The sequence below is a fragment of the Terasakiella sp. SH-1 genome (assembly GCF_004564135.1).
In the GTDB taxonomy this organism is placed as follows: Bacteria; Pseudomonadota; Alphaproteobacteria; order Rhodospirillales; family Terasakiellaceae; genus Terasakiella.
On record NZ_CP038255.1, the window covers coordinates 32,501 to 47,273 of the forward strand.

Genomic DNA, 14,773 nt, shown 5'->3' on the forward strand with positions numbered 1-14,773 from the left:
GAACAGATAATAACCTAAACACAATCGTTACAAAAAAGCCGCCCAGATGGACGGCTTTTGCGTTTATATACCAACGCGGGGTGGAGCAGCCCGGTAGCTCGTCAGGCTCATAACCTGAAGGTCGTCAGTTCAAATCTGGCCCCCGCAACCAACAAGACCCTGTTACTTCATTGAAGTAGCAGGGTTTTTTAATGCCTACGGCGCTAAGTTTGACAGCGTGAATCTACCCTGATACAAAATGAGGCAAGGAGTTATTCAATGTCCAAATCCTATTTCACCGATGAATTTAAAATTGATGCTGTACAGCAGATTACGGAACGGGGCTATTCAGTGGCAGAAGTTTCCCGGCGTTTAATTCATCATTCTGATCGTGGCGTGCAATATGCTTGTAAGGATTACCGCAAAACCCTTAAGCGGCACCGCATGAAAGCCTCTATGAGCCGCAAAGGAAATTGCTGGGATAATGCTCCCATGGAGAGCTTCTTCAACTCCCTGAAGACAGAATGTGTCCACCGAAATCACTTCAAAACGCGAAAGCAGGCAAAAGCGGCCTTGTTTGAATATATTGAAATCTTCTACAATCGACAGAGGCTACATTCAGCCATCGGATATAAAACGCCTCTACAAGCTTGCATGGAAATGACCATGAAAGCAGCCTAACAAAAGACCATACTGGTCCGGGATTCTCGAAACAGGTCAGTTTCTGTTTATCATAAAGTATAGGTCAAAAGGGGGCTTTTACTTCTTTCGTCTAGTCGAAAGTTGGCAGGATATATGCTAAACTGTTGTTATAATTAAATATTGAAATAATATTACATTTTTTGGCGAAAAATTTTACATTTATGTTGCTAAATGATGTGTATTTGGTTACAAAAATAGCAACTAAAACGAATGCTATAAGAAATGAAGCGTCTAGGAGATCAAAATGGACCCGCAAATGGTATGGGACATGATGGACGAAAGCGAAGCAGAGGTGGATACCCACACAACGCTGTGTCAGTCTATTGAGCCTGAAGTTGAGCGAGAGAGTTTTGAAGAAAAGTCGGCAAGAAAGGTAAGTGCGGGCTGGATGGGGTTCCCTATGTATGGGTTGAACCGCTAGGCATTTATTGATTGAATTGATGAAAACCCCGTGCTGTTTGGTCTGGCGCGGGGTTTTCTGTTGAAAGAGGTTGAGTATGGAACCATCGCTATGGATTAAACGTTTTTCTTCTCTTGTCGAATCTGGAGGGAAAGTTCTGGATGTCGCTTGCGGTGGGGGACGCCATGGTCGTTTGTTTTTGCAACAGGGCCATTCAGTGGTATTCATTGATAAGAATATTGAAAAGCTTCATGACCTCGCGCAGCATGAACGTGCAGACATCAGGGAAATGGACCTTGAAGATGGCAAAATATGGCCGTTTGAGAGTCGGGCATATGATGCGATTATTGTCACAAATTACCTGTATCGCCCCCATTTAAACGCAATGGTAGGGAGCTTGAAAGAAGGTGGCATACTGCTTTATGAGACCTTCGCTGTCGGCAATGAACAGTTTGGTCGCCCTCGCAGTCCTGACTTTTTATTACAGGCAGGCGAGCTTTTGGAACTGGTTCAAGGCCGTTTGCAGGTTGTGGCCTATGAACATGGTATTGACGGTGAAAAAGTGGTGCAGCGCCTGTGCGCTGTTCATAGCGCTGCACCTGAGATGCTTAATCCGGTTTTAGCGTAAGAAGGGATTGCTGCGTTTTTCATCACCGATGGTGGAAAGAGGGCCATGACCAGGGATAAAGACCACATCGTCACCGAGCGGGAAAAGTTTGCTTTTAATGGCATTGATCAGGTCGTCATGATTGCCTTGGGGGAAATCGGTGCGCCCGATTGAGCCCTGAAACAAAACATCGCCCACAATGGCAACGCGTGTTTCTTGGTCAAAAAAGACCACGTGACCGGGGGTATGGCCGGGGCAGTGCAAGACATCAAGGCTGACATTGCCAAATGTGATGCTGTCCCCATCTTCCAGCCAACGGGTTGGGGTAAAGGTTTCAGTTTCAGGAAAACCAAATTGAACACATTGGTCTTTGAGTTGGTTTAACCAAAAACTGTCCCCTTTATGAGGGCCTTCAATGGGTAAATCTTGATAGACAGCCAGTTCTGCAACACCACCCACATGATCAAGATGACCATGGGTACAAAGAATCTTTTCCAGTGTGATGCCTTCCTTTTTCACGGCTTCCAGAATCGTTTCTACATCGCCGCCTGGATCAACCAGACAACCTTTCATGGTGTCTTCACACCAGATGAGAGAACAGTTTTGGGCAAAAGGTGTAACCGGGATTAATGTTGCTTTCATGGGATTAAAATCATTTCCAAATAATATCGTTGCGCTGCAGTATGAAAAGAGGGTTGATGAAAGTCAACGAAACTAGGGGCAGGACCTGTTCATTTATTGAATTTGGTTTGTAAAAAATGTCGCAAGGCAAGGAAAGGGCTTGCAGGAAGAGTATTTCTCTTTCAAAAGTCATTGATGTGGCTTTTGCGTCATTTTCTACAAATCCTGAAGGGACGGGTTAAAAATAAATAGGTCCTGACCCTAAGGCCGTAATTTGGATTATGGCCCAAAATCATATTAATTGGATGAGCAACGATTATGACACGTATTTTTCTGGATGTTGATGAACCCACGCAGGACTATCAAGGTCCGGCCCTTTTTGCATCCGGTCATCGGGTGTTTTTTCTTTTTGCCGCACTGAGCGCTGTTGTCTTTTTGGATTTATGGCTTCTGGCTTACATTGATTATATTGACCTTTCTTCGGCCTGGCATGGTCACGAGATGGTTTTTGGGTTTGCTTCTGCTGCGATTACAGGTTTTTTGATGGCAGCGGTACCAACATGGACCAATAGTGCAAAGTTTTTGGGGACAAAGGTCATTTTTATGGCCGCAATCTGGCTTTTGGGGCGTATCGCAATTGGCCTGGGGGAACTGGATGAAGCTTATGAAATGGTCTCCTGGCTTGATTTGCTCTATCTCCCTCTTCTCGCGTTTGAAATTATTAAACGTCTTGTTGGGGCTGGCAATAAGCGCAACTATATTGTTGGGGTGATTCTGGTTTCCCTGTGTATCTGTAATGTGATGTGGCATTTCGGAGACCAAGGCGCTGCGGTGCGTGGTGGTGTCTATGTGATTATTGCCATTGCTGCCTTGATCAGTGCGCGTGTCATTCCGGCGTTTACCCAAAATGCCTTGCGTATGAAACTGCAAACAGAAATCACCTGCTCTACCCCGCAATGGACACATATGGCCGCTGTGATTTTGGTCTTGTTAACGGCTTTATGTACCCTTGTGTCTGTTCCAGAAGACATTGCGGGCGCCATTGCTGCACTAACGTGTCTCCTCTTGTTTTATCGCATGTTGGGTTGGCATAGTTTTCGGACATGGGATAACCCGATTGTGTGGGTTTTACACGCAGCTTATGTCTGGCTACCAATTGGGTTTGGCTTGAAAGCACTGGCAGATTTTGGCCTGTGGCAGGATGCCAATGCTGCCTTGCACGCCTTGACAACAGGGGGAATTGGCGTGTTGATCCTGGCCGTTGCGTCTCGTGCGGCCTTGGGGCATTCAGGGCGTAAGCTGGAAGCATCCAAGACAACGGTGTGTGCCTATATTCTGGTTATTCTTGCTGCGATTACCCGAACCTTTGCGTTGGATGAAAACTGGGTCATGCTCTCAGGTACGCTTTGGGTTATTGGCTTTTTGTTATTTACCATTGTCTATACCCCAATCTTGGTTAAGCCCCGGATTGACGGTTTACCGGGTTAAATTCTTACAAGTTGATTAATTCGCTTGTTTGTAAATGTTATTGTTGTAAAAAGTAAGGCATCTGTTTCTCGGAGAGCCATGCAAACTGTATGTGTTCTGCCATTATTCGAGGTTTTGGATGCCCAAACGCCTGTTTATCTACCCGATCATTACGTTTGTCGGCATTTTGATACTATGCAGTTCTATCGTACAACTTTTTAATGAGATAAATAAACAGTCTCGTGAACAAGCTTTGTCATTTGCCAGTTCTGCCATTGCACAGGCTCTGCAACAGCAAATCGTTGTCGGAATTGCCTCAACCAGTATGCTTGAGGCAACATTACGGCTGGCAGATTTTGATACATCTGATTTTGAGAGCTGGGGGGCTGAAATTTTATCGACGAACCCCTCTGTCAGTACGGTGCAATTAGCCCCAAAAGGGGTGGTGAGGCAAATTTACCCGATGTCAGGGCATGAAAAAGCGGTTGGTCATGATCTGCTGGCTGATCCCCGGCGTTTGCGTGCGGCAATGGATGCCATTCAGGAACAGCGTTTGACAATGGTGGGGCCGCTACGATTGATCCAAAACAATCGCATGGCCATTATTGCGCGTAAGCCCGTTATGCAAAAAGTCGGGGGACAAGAGGTCTTTTGGGGCTTTTCCATTGCGTTGATCTATATTGAGGATTTGGTGGGCAAGGCGATGCATCGCCTTGATCCAGTAAAATGGAGCTATCGGCTAGAAGGGGATAACCCGGATACACCGGAACTTAAGCTGATCGCAAAATCAGAAACGAATGTGGGCCCCAATGCCAAGGAATTTCCCGTTCATGTTCCCAACGGTGTTTGGAAACTAACCGTTGATATGGTGGATGATACTGTCGTGTTTATGAACCAGTATCTGCTGTATCTCATGGTTTTTATTGTAGCCTGTTTTGCCACAGCTTTTGTTTTTTATCTGGAAAAGAAATCCTATCGTCAATCACTGGCCTTACGCCAATTAAATGCTGAGCTTCAAGAGGCAAGAGATGAATTATCCCGTGATAATATTTTAAAGGATAAGTTTTTCTCCATTCTGGCTCATGACATGAGAAATCCGTTCCAGTCCATGATGTTGGTGACGGAATTGATTAATCAGCATGCGGATAAAATGAGCAAAGAAGAAATCATCACCAAGGTCGGACGCATCCATTTGATCGGGGAGCGTATGGTCGAGCTGTTGGAAAACCTGCTGGAATGGGCTGGGGGACAGTTGGGAACGCAGGATTTACAGATAGAACAACTGGACTTGAATGAAATGATTCAGGGAAATGTCGAACTTGTCCGCCCCTTAGTGGAAAGAAAAGGCGTGATGTTGAAAACAGACCAGCAAACCTCAGTGGCTTATGGCAATCCCCATGCCGTCCAAACGGCCCTGCGCAATCTGATGAATAATGCCATCAAGTTTACCCCAGAAAAAGGACAGATCGAGGTAAAAACCCGGCCTTACGATGGTGGGGTTGCGATTATCGTGGGTGATAATGGTGTGGGGATGACGCCTGATCAGATGAAAAATATTTTTGCCCTGGATGAGAAAACATCAACAGCAGGGACAAGTGGGGAAAAGGGCACAGGGCTTGGCTTGCCGTTAAGCTGTGAGCTGCTGGAAAAAAGCGGGGCTAAAATGGTTGTGGAAAGTGAGGCTGGCAAGGGGAGTATCTTCCGGATTATCCTGCCACAGGGACCCAAGGCAGAGTATTGAGTCTAACCCTACGTATTTGTTGCGATTGAAACAGATGGATAAGCACGTCATAGTTCCAAAGCTTGAATGATGGGAGTTTGATGTGACACATAGCCCTTTGACCATGGTGTTTCGGGTGTTTCTACCCTTTGCCTTTGGTTACTTTTTGTCTTACCTCTACCGTGTTGTAAATGCGGTGATTGCACCTGATCTGGTTTCTGATTTGGGACTGGGGGCTGATGTGTTGGGGTTTCTAACAGCCTCTTACTTCCTGACCTTTGCGGCCTTTCAAATTCCCTTGGGGGTGTTACTGGATAAACACGGTCCACGCACTGTTGAGGCCGTGTTGTTGCTTTTTGCCGCAGCGGGTGCAGCCCTGTTTGCCATGGCGGAAGATAGTTTGTCTCTTATTGGCGGTCGTGCCTTGATCGGTTTTGGGGTCTCGGCTTGTCTGATGGCTTCTTTCAAGGCTTTTACATTGTTTTATGAAAGCTCGAAGTTACCTCTGGTCAATGGGTTTATTATGGCAGCTGGTGGGCTCGGCGCGGTGGCTGGAACAGCACCGACGGAGCTGGTCGTACAGGAATTTGGCTGGCGTGGTGGCTTTTGGGGCTTGGCTGGGTTGACGCTTCTTTGTGCATTATGTGTCTATCTTTTGGTTCCCCCCAGTGGACGGGTGGCTCAGAACACAAGCCTTCGAGATCAGATGGTCGGGGTCAAAGAAATTTTTACCAGCCGTTTTTTCTGGCGTGTGGCTCCCATTACCATGATGTCTCAGGCGAGTTTTATTTCCATCCAAAGCTTGTGGGTTGGCCCCTGGCATCGTGATATTGCCGGGTTGGAACGCGGTGATGTCGCCAATATGTTATTCTGGCTGGCCCTTTGTATGGTCGCAGGTTTTCTGGGCCTTGGGGTTTTAAGTGAACGTTTGGCCCGACGCGGGATCAGCACATCTTTTATTTCGGGCTTGTGCATGTTGATTTTTATGGTCTGTCAGCTGGCCGTTATTCTGGAATGGGCCGTGGATTACTCCCTGTTCTGGCTGGGCTTCGGCTTCTTTGGAACAGCCGGTATTTTGCAATATGCCATCCTTTCCCAACATTTTTCAGCTCATCTGGCCGGGCGGGTCAATACGGCAATTAACTTGCTGGTTTTCATCGCCATCTTCATCTTGCAATCCGTAAGCGGCTGGGTGATCAACCTGTGGGAACCAACCGCTGAGGGAACTTATGTAAGTGAAGCCTATCAGGGTGCCTTTGTGATGTTTTTGTTGCTACAGGTGGGTAGTTATATCTGGTATGTTTTACCGAAGAAATAGGTTTTGGCCCTAGGGTATTAATTCACTTGGCATGATGGTATTTGCGTTACTTGCGTCACCCAGAATGTTTCCCACCCTTTTGTATGGCTTGTGTTTGCAGTATGGATCACTTCGATGCAAGAGATATCGGAGAAACGTTTTGCAAACCCATCAGCCACCCATGGGGGAATGGTTCTGTCAGCTTTTCCTGCATAATGAATTTGGGGTATATTTTCTAAAGCTACAATATAATCAACCGGGTTCAGCGAATGCGAGATTGGTGATACGTTATGGTGGGTATTTATAGCCTCATGATCCAAATTTCCCGCAATGGTTCTAAGGGAGAGAACATCGCTTCGCGTTGCAGCAAGCAAGCTTGCAATGGCCCCACCACCAGAAAAACCAACAAGGTGATACTGCCCCTTAAGGTGATCCAAAATTTCCTGATAGCTGCTTAGGACTTCTTTTGAAAAACGGTGTGAGGTCCAAATCTTACGGGTGCAGTTTTTTTGTTGAGTAAGGTCCACATATTGGCACGGTCTTGCCAGGTATAGGAGGTTAGGAACAGCATCTAGGGCGCTAAGCTTCATCCCTATAGGGTTTAAGGGGGTAGGATTGGAAGAGATTGTGCGGCGATTGACCCAGGCGAAACCATCGCCTTCAATATAGACGGTCCATACAGGTAAAACAGAATGATGACGTTTTAAGCTGAAAATATCAAAAGAGGTCGTTTTGAAAGTTTGCGAAACCAAGTTTGTCTGCTGAGCAATTTTATCTGCAATATGAACACGATGTTCAAGAGAGACCGTTTGACAGGCTGATAAAATCACAAGCAGACACAGTAGCGTGAATGGTTTTACCCTTCTCATTTCAGCTTTTTAAATTGTTTGGTAAACCCCTTGAGGGAAACTTTAACCACGGCTGTTTTTGCACTGTTCCAAGGACGGAAGCCAATTTTCATAACCTCTCCATCCTTGAGAAAATCATGCAGAGCATTACCCGTGATTTTGAGCCCTGCATCACAGCCTTGTTGAAGGCATCGCAAAAAGGTGAGTTTGTGTTCTTTGCGGTTGTCAATTTTCAAGACAGCACCGGAACGAAGATCAATACCTAAAGGAAAACGAATACTGATAAAGGGTTTACGCCTTTTCGTCTTTTGATCTTCCGCATATTGCACGACAAGGCCAAGTAATTTGGAAACCTTTTCTTTGCCGTCTTTGACAAAGATGTTTTGGACCAATTGACATTTCTTTGGGTCAGGGTCACTACAATTCATGGCCCAATTGCTCTTGGTTTCTTCTGCGAAAACCGACAGAGGAAGCAGCAAACAAAAAGAGATCAGGATAAGTTTTATTTTCATCTTAGAAATTATAGCGGAGTTCCAAACGGGCACCATGGCTGATGTAATCAGACTTTTTGCGGCCATCATAGTCTGCTGTCAATTCCCACAAACCGTCCGCAGAATGCCATGTTACACCCGCCCCGTAAAGGATGCTGAATTGAGCGACGTCTGCCCCTTTGACCTGAAACGCATCGCCCCCACCAACAAACTGCTGATTTGACACCGCCCGATCTCCAGCGAAATCATAGGCTGCCATCAGTTTAAATTCAGGTGTCAGGGTGCCATTGTCAATTTGTGCCTGGAAAGCGTATTTGGCCCCCAAGACCAGTTCCGCAATGGTCGTGTCTTCATCATCAACGTTAAGATTAAGAGACTCTGCCCCAGTCTCAGTGTAGTGCATGAACAAAATGGAAATAGCCGTTGGGCGTCAGTTGATGGCCGTTTTCCAACAGCAAACGCGAACCGCCACCTAAGCGAATGCCGGCTTCATAACCGTATGTCTTACCTGTGGCAATACGGTCCAGACCGTTAAAGTTCATTCGCCGTGAAGACGAAATATCGTTATACGCAAAATTGGCTTGCCCTTCGAGGTAATAAGCCCCCATATCCACATCGCTATAAAGTCCGACACGATAGCTATCAAAATCTGTTTGGTTATTCCCACTACCTTTGCCATCGACATTCGTTCTGGAATAGGCAAAGCTTACTCCATAACGCCAGTCATCATGGGTCAGGCGATCCATCCCAATCATGAAACCAATGGTATTGGCATCAAAACCGGCAATGCCACCGCGATAGCCCTGATCAACTGTGGTGCCGAAGATACGCCCCCATGCCCCGCGATCACCCCAGCCCAATGTTTCATCACCTGTGGCAATCCCGGTATGGGAACGAAGAGAACCATCACGTAAAGAAGCCAAACGTTCACTAACCAGGTTAAAGCCTGTCACTGTATTAGCTGCTGCTGTTTGGTTGCCTGATGCCCCACCTGTTGGATCATTAAGTAGCATTTCACCAACCGTGTTGGCTTGTGCCACCGTTACCCCTTGGATCGCCGATTGGGCTGTTGGGTCACTCCCCGTTGCCCCCAAGGCTTGGGACAAGGAGTTTGTTGCATTGCCTGTCGTTCCTTGTGGAGAAGACAGGCTGACGATCTTGATTTTCAAATCTTGGGCATCGGAACTATCATCTTGTACATCGTAAAGCGCATAATCCTGTAAGATGATAGACCCGTTGCTCATCAGGGTTGCATAGCTGGTTGTCGCATTCTGGTCTGAATTGATAACCGTAATCGTATCCCCATCACTCCATGATTGACCTGCCGCTGTATCAAGCCCGATAGTTAGGGTTCCTGTGAGGGTAACAGTATCACCAGCAGCATTAATGACTGTTGTCGTATTGGGGTCAAATGTAGACGTTTTTTTGATCGTCAAAGTATTGGAACGGCTTGCTGCCCCAATAGTAATGTTATTGTTGGTGACAATTTGGTTACCAAGAGTGAAAGAACTATCTGATGTAGCGCCAAGGGTAATGGCATTCGTCCCTGCAAGAGTTAATGTTTTCGAAGCAGCGGTTAATTCTGTGGTGAACGTCCCATTAATCGTCAAATCACCTGTTGCCGTCATGGTCAGGCTATTAGACCCAGCAATGCTGCTTGTCCCGGCAATGATAATATCATCACCAGCGGTAATAGAGGCATTATCCGTTGCATTGGAGTTGATGGTGCCGTTGAGTAAAACATCTTGGGCCGCACTTAAGGTTGGATCGTTTCCACCCGTGAAAGTGACAGTCCCGTCAATATCCATGCCGCCATTGGTGTCTTGAACTGTTACAGCACCGTTGGTCGTATCAATAACCATGGTGCCATCAATGTCATAACCGTAATAACCTCGGCTGGCATTATTATCACTATGCGTGGTAACATTGGATTTAAATGTTGCTGTCGCTCCACTTGTAATGTTGATCTGATCTAAACGGCCCGTACCACCAATTACACTGTTAAACGTCACATTGGTTGCCCCACCCTCACCAATGGTCAAAATACCTGTACCGTTTCGAGCCGTGCCAGCACTAATGTCCATGGCATCAATGGTACCGGTAACCGTTTGGGCTGATGTTCCGTAAAATAGCAACGTCACGGTATCTGTTTCATCAAAGTCAGACTCAATCCAGATAGAACCTGCCCCAATATCAATATCCCCTTGAATCCCAACGACTACATCGCCATCGCCATCAATTGTCGAGCCACCGTTGTTTGTTCCGTATGTGCCATTACCTGAGTCGATATAGATATCGAGATCGTTTGCGTCGGTCCCCACATCACCACTGATGTCACCTGTTACATTGAAACGAAAAGTCGTGCCTCCATCGGCCCCACCATCAGTCGCATCCCCAAAGATTAATCGGTTGGTGCCATTATTATCCAAAACAGTGACAGATCCAATTTCACCGACATTGTTGGCATCAGTCCCATCAGCATCAATAAAAATAGAATCCGCACCTGTGGTGGCATCGTTGCTGATTGTGATAGAGGTTGCTTGCCCTTCACCATCATTGGTCGCGTCAATGGTAATGGTATCAGCGCCATCAACGTTAACCGCAGCCCCAGACTCAATTGACGTGCTCACATCAGCGGCTACCGTGTCGGTCGAAACGAGAGTAGCCAGAGCCGCCGCAGAAACACCTGCGAAAAGAACTTTACGGAAATTAAATATCAACTTCATTGCAATGAGTACTATTCTAATTGAAAGGACTGACGTTAACCTGAAAACGGATAACACCCTAAACTGTAGATTGCAATATGTACATTTCCCTGCTCTTAAAAGGATTCAGCGCTTGCTTGGTCTGTTAAAAAAGTTGGATGCCGGTTAAAAACTTATGGAACAGGAAGGCAATCAACTGATCCTGCCGTGTCTGATAAACAAGACCACTTAGACAAACTTGCTCGGACTGGACCTGTACGGAACAAGTGGAGTGCGTCTCCTGCTGACTACAGGAGAATATGATGAGTCGCAAACGCACCCCAGAATTTAGAGAAGAAGCCGCCTGTGTTGCTTTAAACAGTAACCAATCCCGCAAAGTGGTCGCCGCCGATTTCGGCATTAGTGTCGGCTCTTCGCCGTGAAGTACGAGAACTGCGGGAGGAGAGGGCTCGCGAAGCGGACGGAACGGCACATTCTAAAAAAGGCGGCTCGTTACTTTGCGAGCCAAAAGCCGTGAAGTTTCAGTTTGTTCACCAGCACCGTGATATCTACAGTATTGCAGGTCTGTGTCGTGCCATGAATATTTCTCAGAGCGGCTATTTTGCTTGGCGAAAGCATCCTGCCAGTAAACGCTAACGTAAAGGTATGGTTCTGCTTGCCCGCATCAAATCCATTCACTACGCTAATTATCAATCCTATGGACGAGGCCGCATGACAGATGAATTGCAGGAAGAAGGAATTTGCGTCGGTGAACACCGCGTTGCCCGGATCATGAAGCAGAACAATCTGCGGATCGTGCAAAGCCAGAAATTCAAACGCACAACCGATAGCGATCACAAACATAATATCTCGCCTAATCTGTTGGATGGTAATTTTGCTGCGACAGCACCGGATCAAAAATGGGCGGGAGATATCACCTACCTGTGAACGGGTGAAGGTTGGCTCTATTTGGCGGTTGTTATCGACCTTTATCTGGGGTCGCAAGACACCTTCTATGTCGGCACGTTAAAAGGTGTGGGACGGGTTTATCAGCAGACTTATGTGGACACCTATTCCAAGATTGCCTTTGCCAAGCTTTACAGCACCAAAACACCGATTACGGCGGCTGACACCCTGAATGACAAAGTCCTGCCGTTCTATGAGGAAAATGATTTGCCTGTCTTGCGTATCTTAACAGATCGCGGCACTGAGTTTTGCGGAAAAGCGGATCAGCATGATTACCAACTCTTCTTGGCAATCAACGATATTGAGCACACTAAAACCAAAGTCAAACACCCGCAGACAAACGGCATTTGTGAACGCTTCCATAAGACCATTTTACAGGAGTTTTATCAGGTCACATTCCGCAAGAAAATTTATGAAACCATCGAGCAATTACAAAATGATCTGGACGAATGGCTGGATTATTATAACAATGAACGCACCCACCAAGGAAAAATTTGCTGTGGACGTACACCCATGGAGACCTTGTTGGATGGAAAGCAAATCTGGCAGGACAAGTTTATAGGCTAAACTCGACCTGACAGTCACCGCATCAAAGCGGGTAAGTGTCAGATCACATCGGGACTACTACACATAAAAAAAACCGACCCACTTAGGATCGGTTTTTTTTTATGTCCAAGAAACCTCTGGGGCTCTTAGTTCAAAGAACATTCCTGCTCTTCTTCGATCACACCGGAATCAACGATTTCGATGATACGGCGGCTTTGTGCATCGGCAGGACAGCCACAAGAGTAGTCACCACTTGCTTCGTGCAAATCAGCTTGTTTCAGGTGCCACTTAGCTACTTTTCTGTGATCATCAGCTTTCATAATCTTACCTTAAAGTTCTTTTTTAAAATCGTTCTACCTTTAGAACATTGTCCAAAGGAAATCAACATGGTGTTCACCAAGTTTCACAAAAAACTTTAGGGGCTGCCCCAGATAACTACGCTAGCTCCTGTTTAACCCATTGTTTCAAAATATGTAATTGGCATTTAGGGTTCGGATTGTTAAAACGCCACTCACATTCCTCTAAAAATAGCGGAAAATGCTCCTTTGGGACACCATTGAATTTCCGCATATGTCGCTTCGCCTGATTCCAAAAGTTCTCAATGCCATTGATGTGATTTTGTTGTCTGCAAAGCGTTCTGAATGGTTGATACGGTAGTGTCTGAATTCGGACACATACAGCATGTTGTAACCGTGCCAACTGTCAGAATAAACGATGCTGTCAGGCACAACTTTTTGCTCAATAATCGGTAACGATCATAGATACGCTTGATCCATTTACTTTCGTCTTGGTTTTCAACCAGCATTCCATCTTGGATACGGTACCCAAAGGGTGGCGGTCCTCCGTGCAATAGCCACTTTGAACCTTCTTCAACTTACCGATCTGACTTCTTTCACGACGTAAAGCATTGTCGTACTGGCTGATCTCACTGAGTATGCCAAGCACTAAGTCATCCATTGGACTACTGAGTGAAATCACTCCCGATGGCGTATATAATCGAACATCGTTCTGTTTTAACTTCCACCTAATACCACCCCATGTCTTTTGGTTCCTACTTAAACGATCAGTATTGAAGACGAATAAGTGCGCGACCTTCCCTTCTTCAATTTCAAGCATCAGTTTGCGAAGCACTGGACGATTGTGGAGGTCTTCAAAGCGTGACGACCTTCCCCCTTCGTTCCAAAGTTTGTATTCGAAACCAAGTTCATTCGCCTTGGCGATACCCAGTTCTTCTTGTGACTGTAATGATGTTCCCTGCGCTTCCTGAACTGCCGATGAAACGCGGGTGTATATGTGAAGTATATCTGTCATAAAGCCCAGAATACCGGGCTTTTCAGATTTTCCGGAGAGAATTTTACGTGTCGCAGGCTATACCCATACATCATTTTGTGCAGTTAAATCGCCTCCACTCTCTCCTGTATTTACAACACCCCGTGGTTCAACAAGAAGGACGTGGCATTCCTGCTCTGCAACAGGCTTATGTTTAACCCCTTTAGGAACGACGAACATTTCGCCTTCGTTCAATTCAACGGTTTTATCTGTAAACTCAATAGACATCGAACCGTGAATAACCAAAAAAACTTCATCAGTATCTTGATGATCGTGCCATACAAACTCATCTTTGAACTTTGCCAACTTGAATTGATAATCATTCATCTCAGCAATTACACGCGGCGACCAGTGTTCTGAGAATTTGGTCAGTTTGTCTTTCAGATTAATAACGTTGCCGTCCATAGTGCTTGCTCCTATTAATTAATTCGAATGAAAAAGTAGTTTCAAACCAAGCCCTAAAAGGCAGGCTCCTGTGACTTTTTCTATCACTCGTTTGCTTTTAAGAATAACCGTTTCAAGACGATTGTGGGTCAAAAGTAAGGCTACGACCGCGAACCACATTAAATGTACCAATGCTATAAAAAGTCCCAAAAACAGTTGGTAGGATAATGTTGTCGTTGGTGAGACGACTTGTGTGAAAAGCGCAATGAAAAATAAGGCTGTTTTGGGATTTAATGCGTTACTCAAGAAGCCATTTCTAAATGCTGCCATTTTACTGAAATACTCACTTTGACCGACTTCGGCAGCACTCTTTTCTTCTTGTTTATTCGGAAGGAAAGACGAAATACCAATCCATGCAAGATAACATGCTCCCATAACTTTCATCGTTTCTAAAAGCCATGAATTTTCCAAGAGAATGTATGCCAACCCGAACACTGTATACGTGACATGAACTGAAATGCCACATGCGATACCAAGTGCAGTAAGCAAACCAGATGTGCGCCCATAACGAATGCTATTTCTAAGCGTCATCGCAAAGTCAGGACCGGGGCTAATGACTGCAAGGCATGTGATTGCAAGAATAGATATGACTTGAGCATCCATCTTTTATGTTCCCATTACTCATAATTCGGTTTCTTCATCTCTATTGAAACACTGATTTATGTGGGATAA

At 45.8% G+C, this 14,773-nt stretch carries 15 protein-coding genes, 1 tRNA gene and 4 pseudogenes; 10 read left to right on the plus strand and 10 right to left on the minus strand.

The features are described 5' to 3' along the window. Positions 1-74: 74 nt before the first annotated feature. From E4K71_RS00140 to E4K71_RS00150, 5 genes and pseudogenes are all read left to right on the plus strand, one after another. Positions 75-151 (plus strand) — tRNA-Met (locus E4K71_RS00140). A gap of 107 nt (positions 152-258) precedes the next feature. Further along, a pseudogene (locus E4K71_RS18380) lies at positions 259-314 on the plus strand (hypothetical protein); the annotation flags it as partial. Between the two features lie 37 nt (positions 315-351). Then, positions 352-660 (plus strand): annotated as a pseudogene (locus tag E4K71_RS00145) (IS3 family transposase); the annotation flags it as partial. A 265-nt stretch (positions 661-925) separates the two neighbouring features. Further along, positions 926-1,102: a hypothetical protein gene (locus E4K71_RS18105; protein WP_167730142.1), complete on the plus strand. Its 177-nt coding sequence runs from the start codon at positions 926-928 to the stop codon at positions 1,100-1,102. Between the two features lie 76 nt (positions 1,103-1,178). After that, on the plus strand, positions 1,179-1,709 hold the full coding sequence (locus tag E4K71_RS00150) for a class I SAM-dependent methyltransferase (RefSeq protein ID WP_135074783.1): 531 nt from the start codon (positions 1,179-1,181) through the stop codon (positions 1,707-1,709). On the opposite strand, the gene E4K71_RS00155 is transcribed toward E4K71_RS00150, so the two are convergent. Then, a complete protein-coding gene (locus E4K71_RS00155) occupies positions 1,701-2,330 on the minus strand; it encodes an MBL fold metallo-hydrolase (RefSeq protein WP_135074786.1) in 630 nt (209 codons plus the stop codon). The two genes, E4K71_RS00150 and E4K71_RS00155, sit on opposite strands and share 9 nt — an antisense overlap. Positions 2,331-2,627: 297 nt before the next feature. Between E4K71_RS00155 and E4K71_RS00160 the strand changes: the two genes are divergently transcribed. From E4K71_RS00160 to E4K71_RS00170, 3 genes are all read left to right on the plus strand, one after another. Further along, positions 2,628-3,797, plus strand: a complete 1,170-nt coding sequence (locus E4K71_RS00160) for an NnrS family protein (RefSeq protein WP_135074789.1) — start codon at positions 2,628-2,630, stop codon at positions 3,795-3,797. A 118-nt stretch (positions 3,798-3,915) separates the two neighbouring features. After that, a complete protein-coding gene (locus E4K71_RS00165; RefSeq protein WP_135074792.1) occupies positions 3,916-5,517 on the plus strand; it encodes an ATP-binding protein in 1,602 nt (533 codons plus the stop codon). Between the two features lie 82 nt (positions 5,518-5,599). Next, entirely contained in the window at positions 5,600-6,814 is a 1,215-nt protein-coding gene (locus E4K71_RS00170) for an MFS transporter (RefSeq protein WP_135074795.1), read from the plus strand. A 17-nt stretch (positions 6,815-6,831) separates the two neighbouring features. On the opposite strand, the gene E4K71_RS00175 is transcribed toward E4K71_RS00170, so the two are convergent. The 4 genes from E4K71_RS00175 to E4K71_RS00190 all read right to left on the minus strand — a co-directional run bounded on the left by E4K71_RS00175 (position 6,832) and on the right by E4K71_RS00190 (position 10,858). Then, positions 6,832-7,662, minus strand: a complete 831-nt coding sequence (locus E4K71_RS00175) for an alpha/beta hydrolase (protein ID WP_135074798.1) — start codon at positions 7,660-7,662, stop codon at positions 6,832-6,834. Then, a complete protein-coding gene (locus E4K71_RS00180; RefSeq protein WP_240796851.1) occupies positions 7,659-8,033 on the minus strand; it encodes an invasion associated locus B family protein in 375 nt (124 codons plus the stop codon). Before E4K71_RS00180 ends, E4K71_RS00175 begins: the two co-directional genes overlap by 4 nt. 121 nt (positions 8,034-8,154) lie before the next feature. Continuing rightward, positions 8,155-8,535, minus strand: a complete 381-nt coding sequence (locus E4K71_RS00185; RefSeq protein ID WP_167730146.1) for an autotransporter outer membrane beta-barrel domain-containing protein — start codon at positions 8,533-8,535, stop codon at positions 8,155-8,157. Continuing rightward, complete coding sequence (locus tag E4K71_RS00190; RefSeq protein ID WP_135074807.1) at positions 8,522-10,858, minus strand: autotransporter domain-containing protein; 2,337 nt, start codon at positions 10,856-10,858, stop codon at positions 8,522-8,524. Before E4K71_RS00190 ends, E4K71_RS00185 begins: the two co-directional genes overlap by 14 nt. Before the next feature lie 278 nt (positions 10,859-11,136). Between E4K71_RS00190 and E4K71_RS18520 the strand changes: the two genes are divergently transcribed. Both E4K71_RS18520 and E4K71_RS00200 read left to right on the plus strand, forming a co-directional pair. After that, positions 11,137-11,259 (plus strand): hypothetical protein, encoded by a 123-nt coding sequence (locus E4K71_RS18520; protein WP_276321849.1) that lies wholly within the window; start codon positions 11,137-11,139, stop codon positions 11,257-11,259. A 265-nt stretch (positions 11,260-11,524) separates the two neighbouring features. After that, positions 11,525-12,349 (plus strand): annotated as a pseudogene (locus tag E4K71_RS00200) (integrase core domain-containing protein); the annotation flags it as partial. A gap of 125 nt (positions 12,350-12,474) precedes the next feature. Here E4K71_RS00200 and E4K71_RS18110 read toward each other — a convergent pair. The 5 genes and pseudogenes from E4K71_RS18110 to E4K71_RS00220 all read right to left on the minus strand — a co-directional run bounded on the left by E4K71_RS18110 (position 12,475) and on the right by E4K71_RS00220 (position 14,704). After that, positions 12,475-12,648: a hypothetical protein gene (locus E4K71_RS18110; protein ID WP_167730148.1), complete on the minus strand. Its 174-nt coding sequence runs from the start codon at positions 12,646-12,648 to the stop codon at positions 12,475-12,477. 115 nt (positions 12,649-12,763) lie between these two features. Beyond that, positions 12,764-13,080, minus strand: a pseudogene (locus tag E4K71_RS00205) (IS1595 family transposase); the annotation flags it as partial. Then, on the minus strand, positions 13,067-13,639 hold the full coding sequence (locus E4K71_RS00210) for a recombinase family protein (protein WP_135074813.1): 573 nt from the start codon (positions 13,637-13,639) through the stop codon (positions 13,067-13,069). The pseudogene E4K71_RS00205 and the gene E4K71_RS00210, both read right to left, overlap by 14 nt. 57 nt (positions 13,640-13,696) lie before the next feature. Further along, positions 13,697-14,062: a cupin domain-containing protein gene (locus E4K71_RS00215; RefSeq protein ID WP_135074816.1), complete on the minus strand. Its 366-nt coding sequence runs from the start codon at positions 14,060-14,062 to the stop codon at positions 13,697-13,699. An 18-nt stretch (positions 14,063-14,080) separates the two neighbouring features. After that, positions 14,081-14,704 (minus strand): LysE family transporter, encoded by a 624-nt coding sequence (locus tag E4K71_RS00220; protein WP_135074819.1) that lies wholly within the window; start codon positions 14,702-14,704, stop codon positions 14,081-14,083. Positions 14,705-14,773 lie beyond the last annotated feature (69 nt).

Bases quoted from the DNA above. Each gene is read 5' to 3' on its own strand.
- E4K71_RS00150 (WP_135074783.1), top strand. From the start codon at position 1,179: ATGGAACCATCGCTATGGATTAAACGTTTTTCTTCTCTTGTCGAATCT.
- E4K71_RS00155 (WP_135074786.1), bottom strand. From the start codon at position 2,330: ATGAAAGCAACATTAATCCCGGTTACACCTTTTGCCCAAAACTGTTCT.
- E4K71_RS00185 (WP_167730146.1), bottom strand. From the start codon at position 8,535: ATGCACTACACTGAGACTGGGGCAGAGTCTCTTAATCTTAACGTTGAT.
- E4K71_RS18520 (WP_276321849.1), top strand. From the start codon at position 11,137: ATGATGAGTCGCAAACGCACCCCAGAATTTAGAGAAGAAGCCGCCTGT.
- E4K71_RS00220 (WP_135074819.1), bottom strand. From the start codon at position 14,704: ATGGATGCTCAAGTCATATCTATTCTTGCAATCACATGCCTTGCAGTC.
- E4K71_RS00165 (WP_135074792.1), top strand. From the start codon at position 3,916: ATGCCCAAACGCCTGTTTATCTACCCGATCATTACGTTTGTCGGCATT.
- E4K71_RS00160 (WP_135074789.1), top strand. From the start codon at position 2,628: ATGACACGTATTTTTCTGGATGTTGATGAACCCACGCAGGACTATCAA.
- E4K71_RS00215 (WP_135074816.1), bottom strand. From the start codon at position 14,062: ATGGACGGCAACGTTATTAATCTGAAAGACAAACTGACCAAATTCTCA.
- E4K71_RS18110 (WP_167730148.1), bottom strand. From the start codon at position 12,648: ATGAAAGCTGATGATCACAGAAAAGTAGCTAAGTGGCACCTGAAACAA.
- E4K71_RS18105 (WP_167730142.1), top strand. From the start codon at position 926: ATGGACCCGCAAATGGTATGGGACATGATGGACGAAAGCGAAGCAGAG.
- E4K71_RS00190 (WP_135074807.1), bottom strand. From the start codon at position 10,858: ATGAAGTTGATATTTAATTTCCGTAAAGTTCTTTTCGCAGGTGTTTCT.
- E4K71_RS00175 (WP_135074798.1), bottom strand. From the start codon at position 7,662: ATGAGAAGGGTAAAACCATTCACGCTACTGTGTCTGCTTGTGATTTTA.
- E4K71_RS00210 (WP_135074813.1), bottom strand. From the start codon at position 13,639: ATGACAGATATACTTCACATATACACCCGCGTTTCATCGGCAGTTCAG.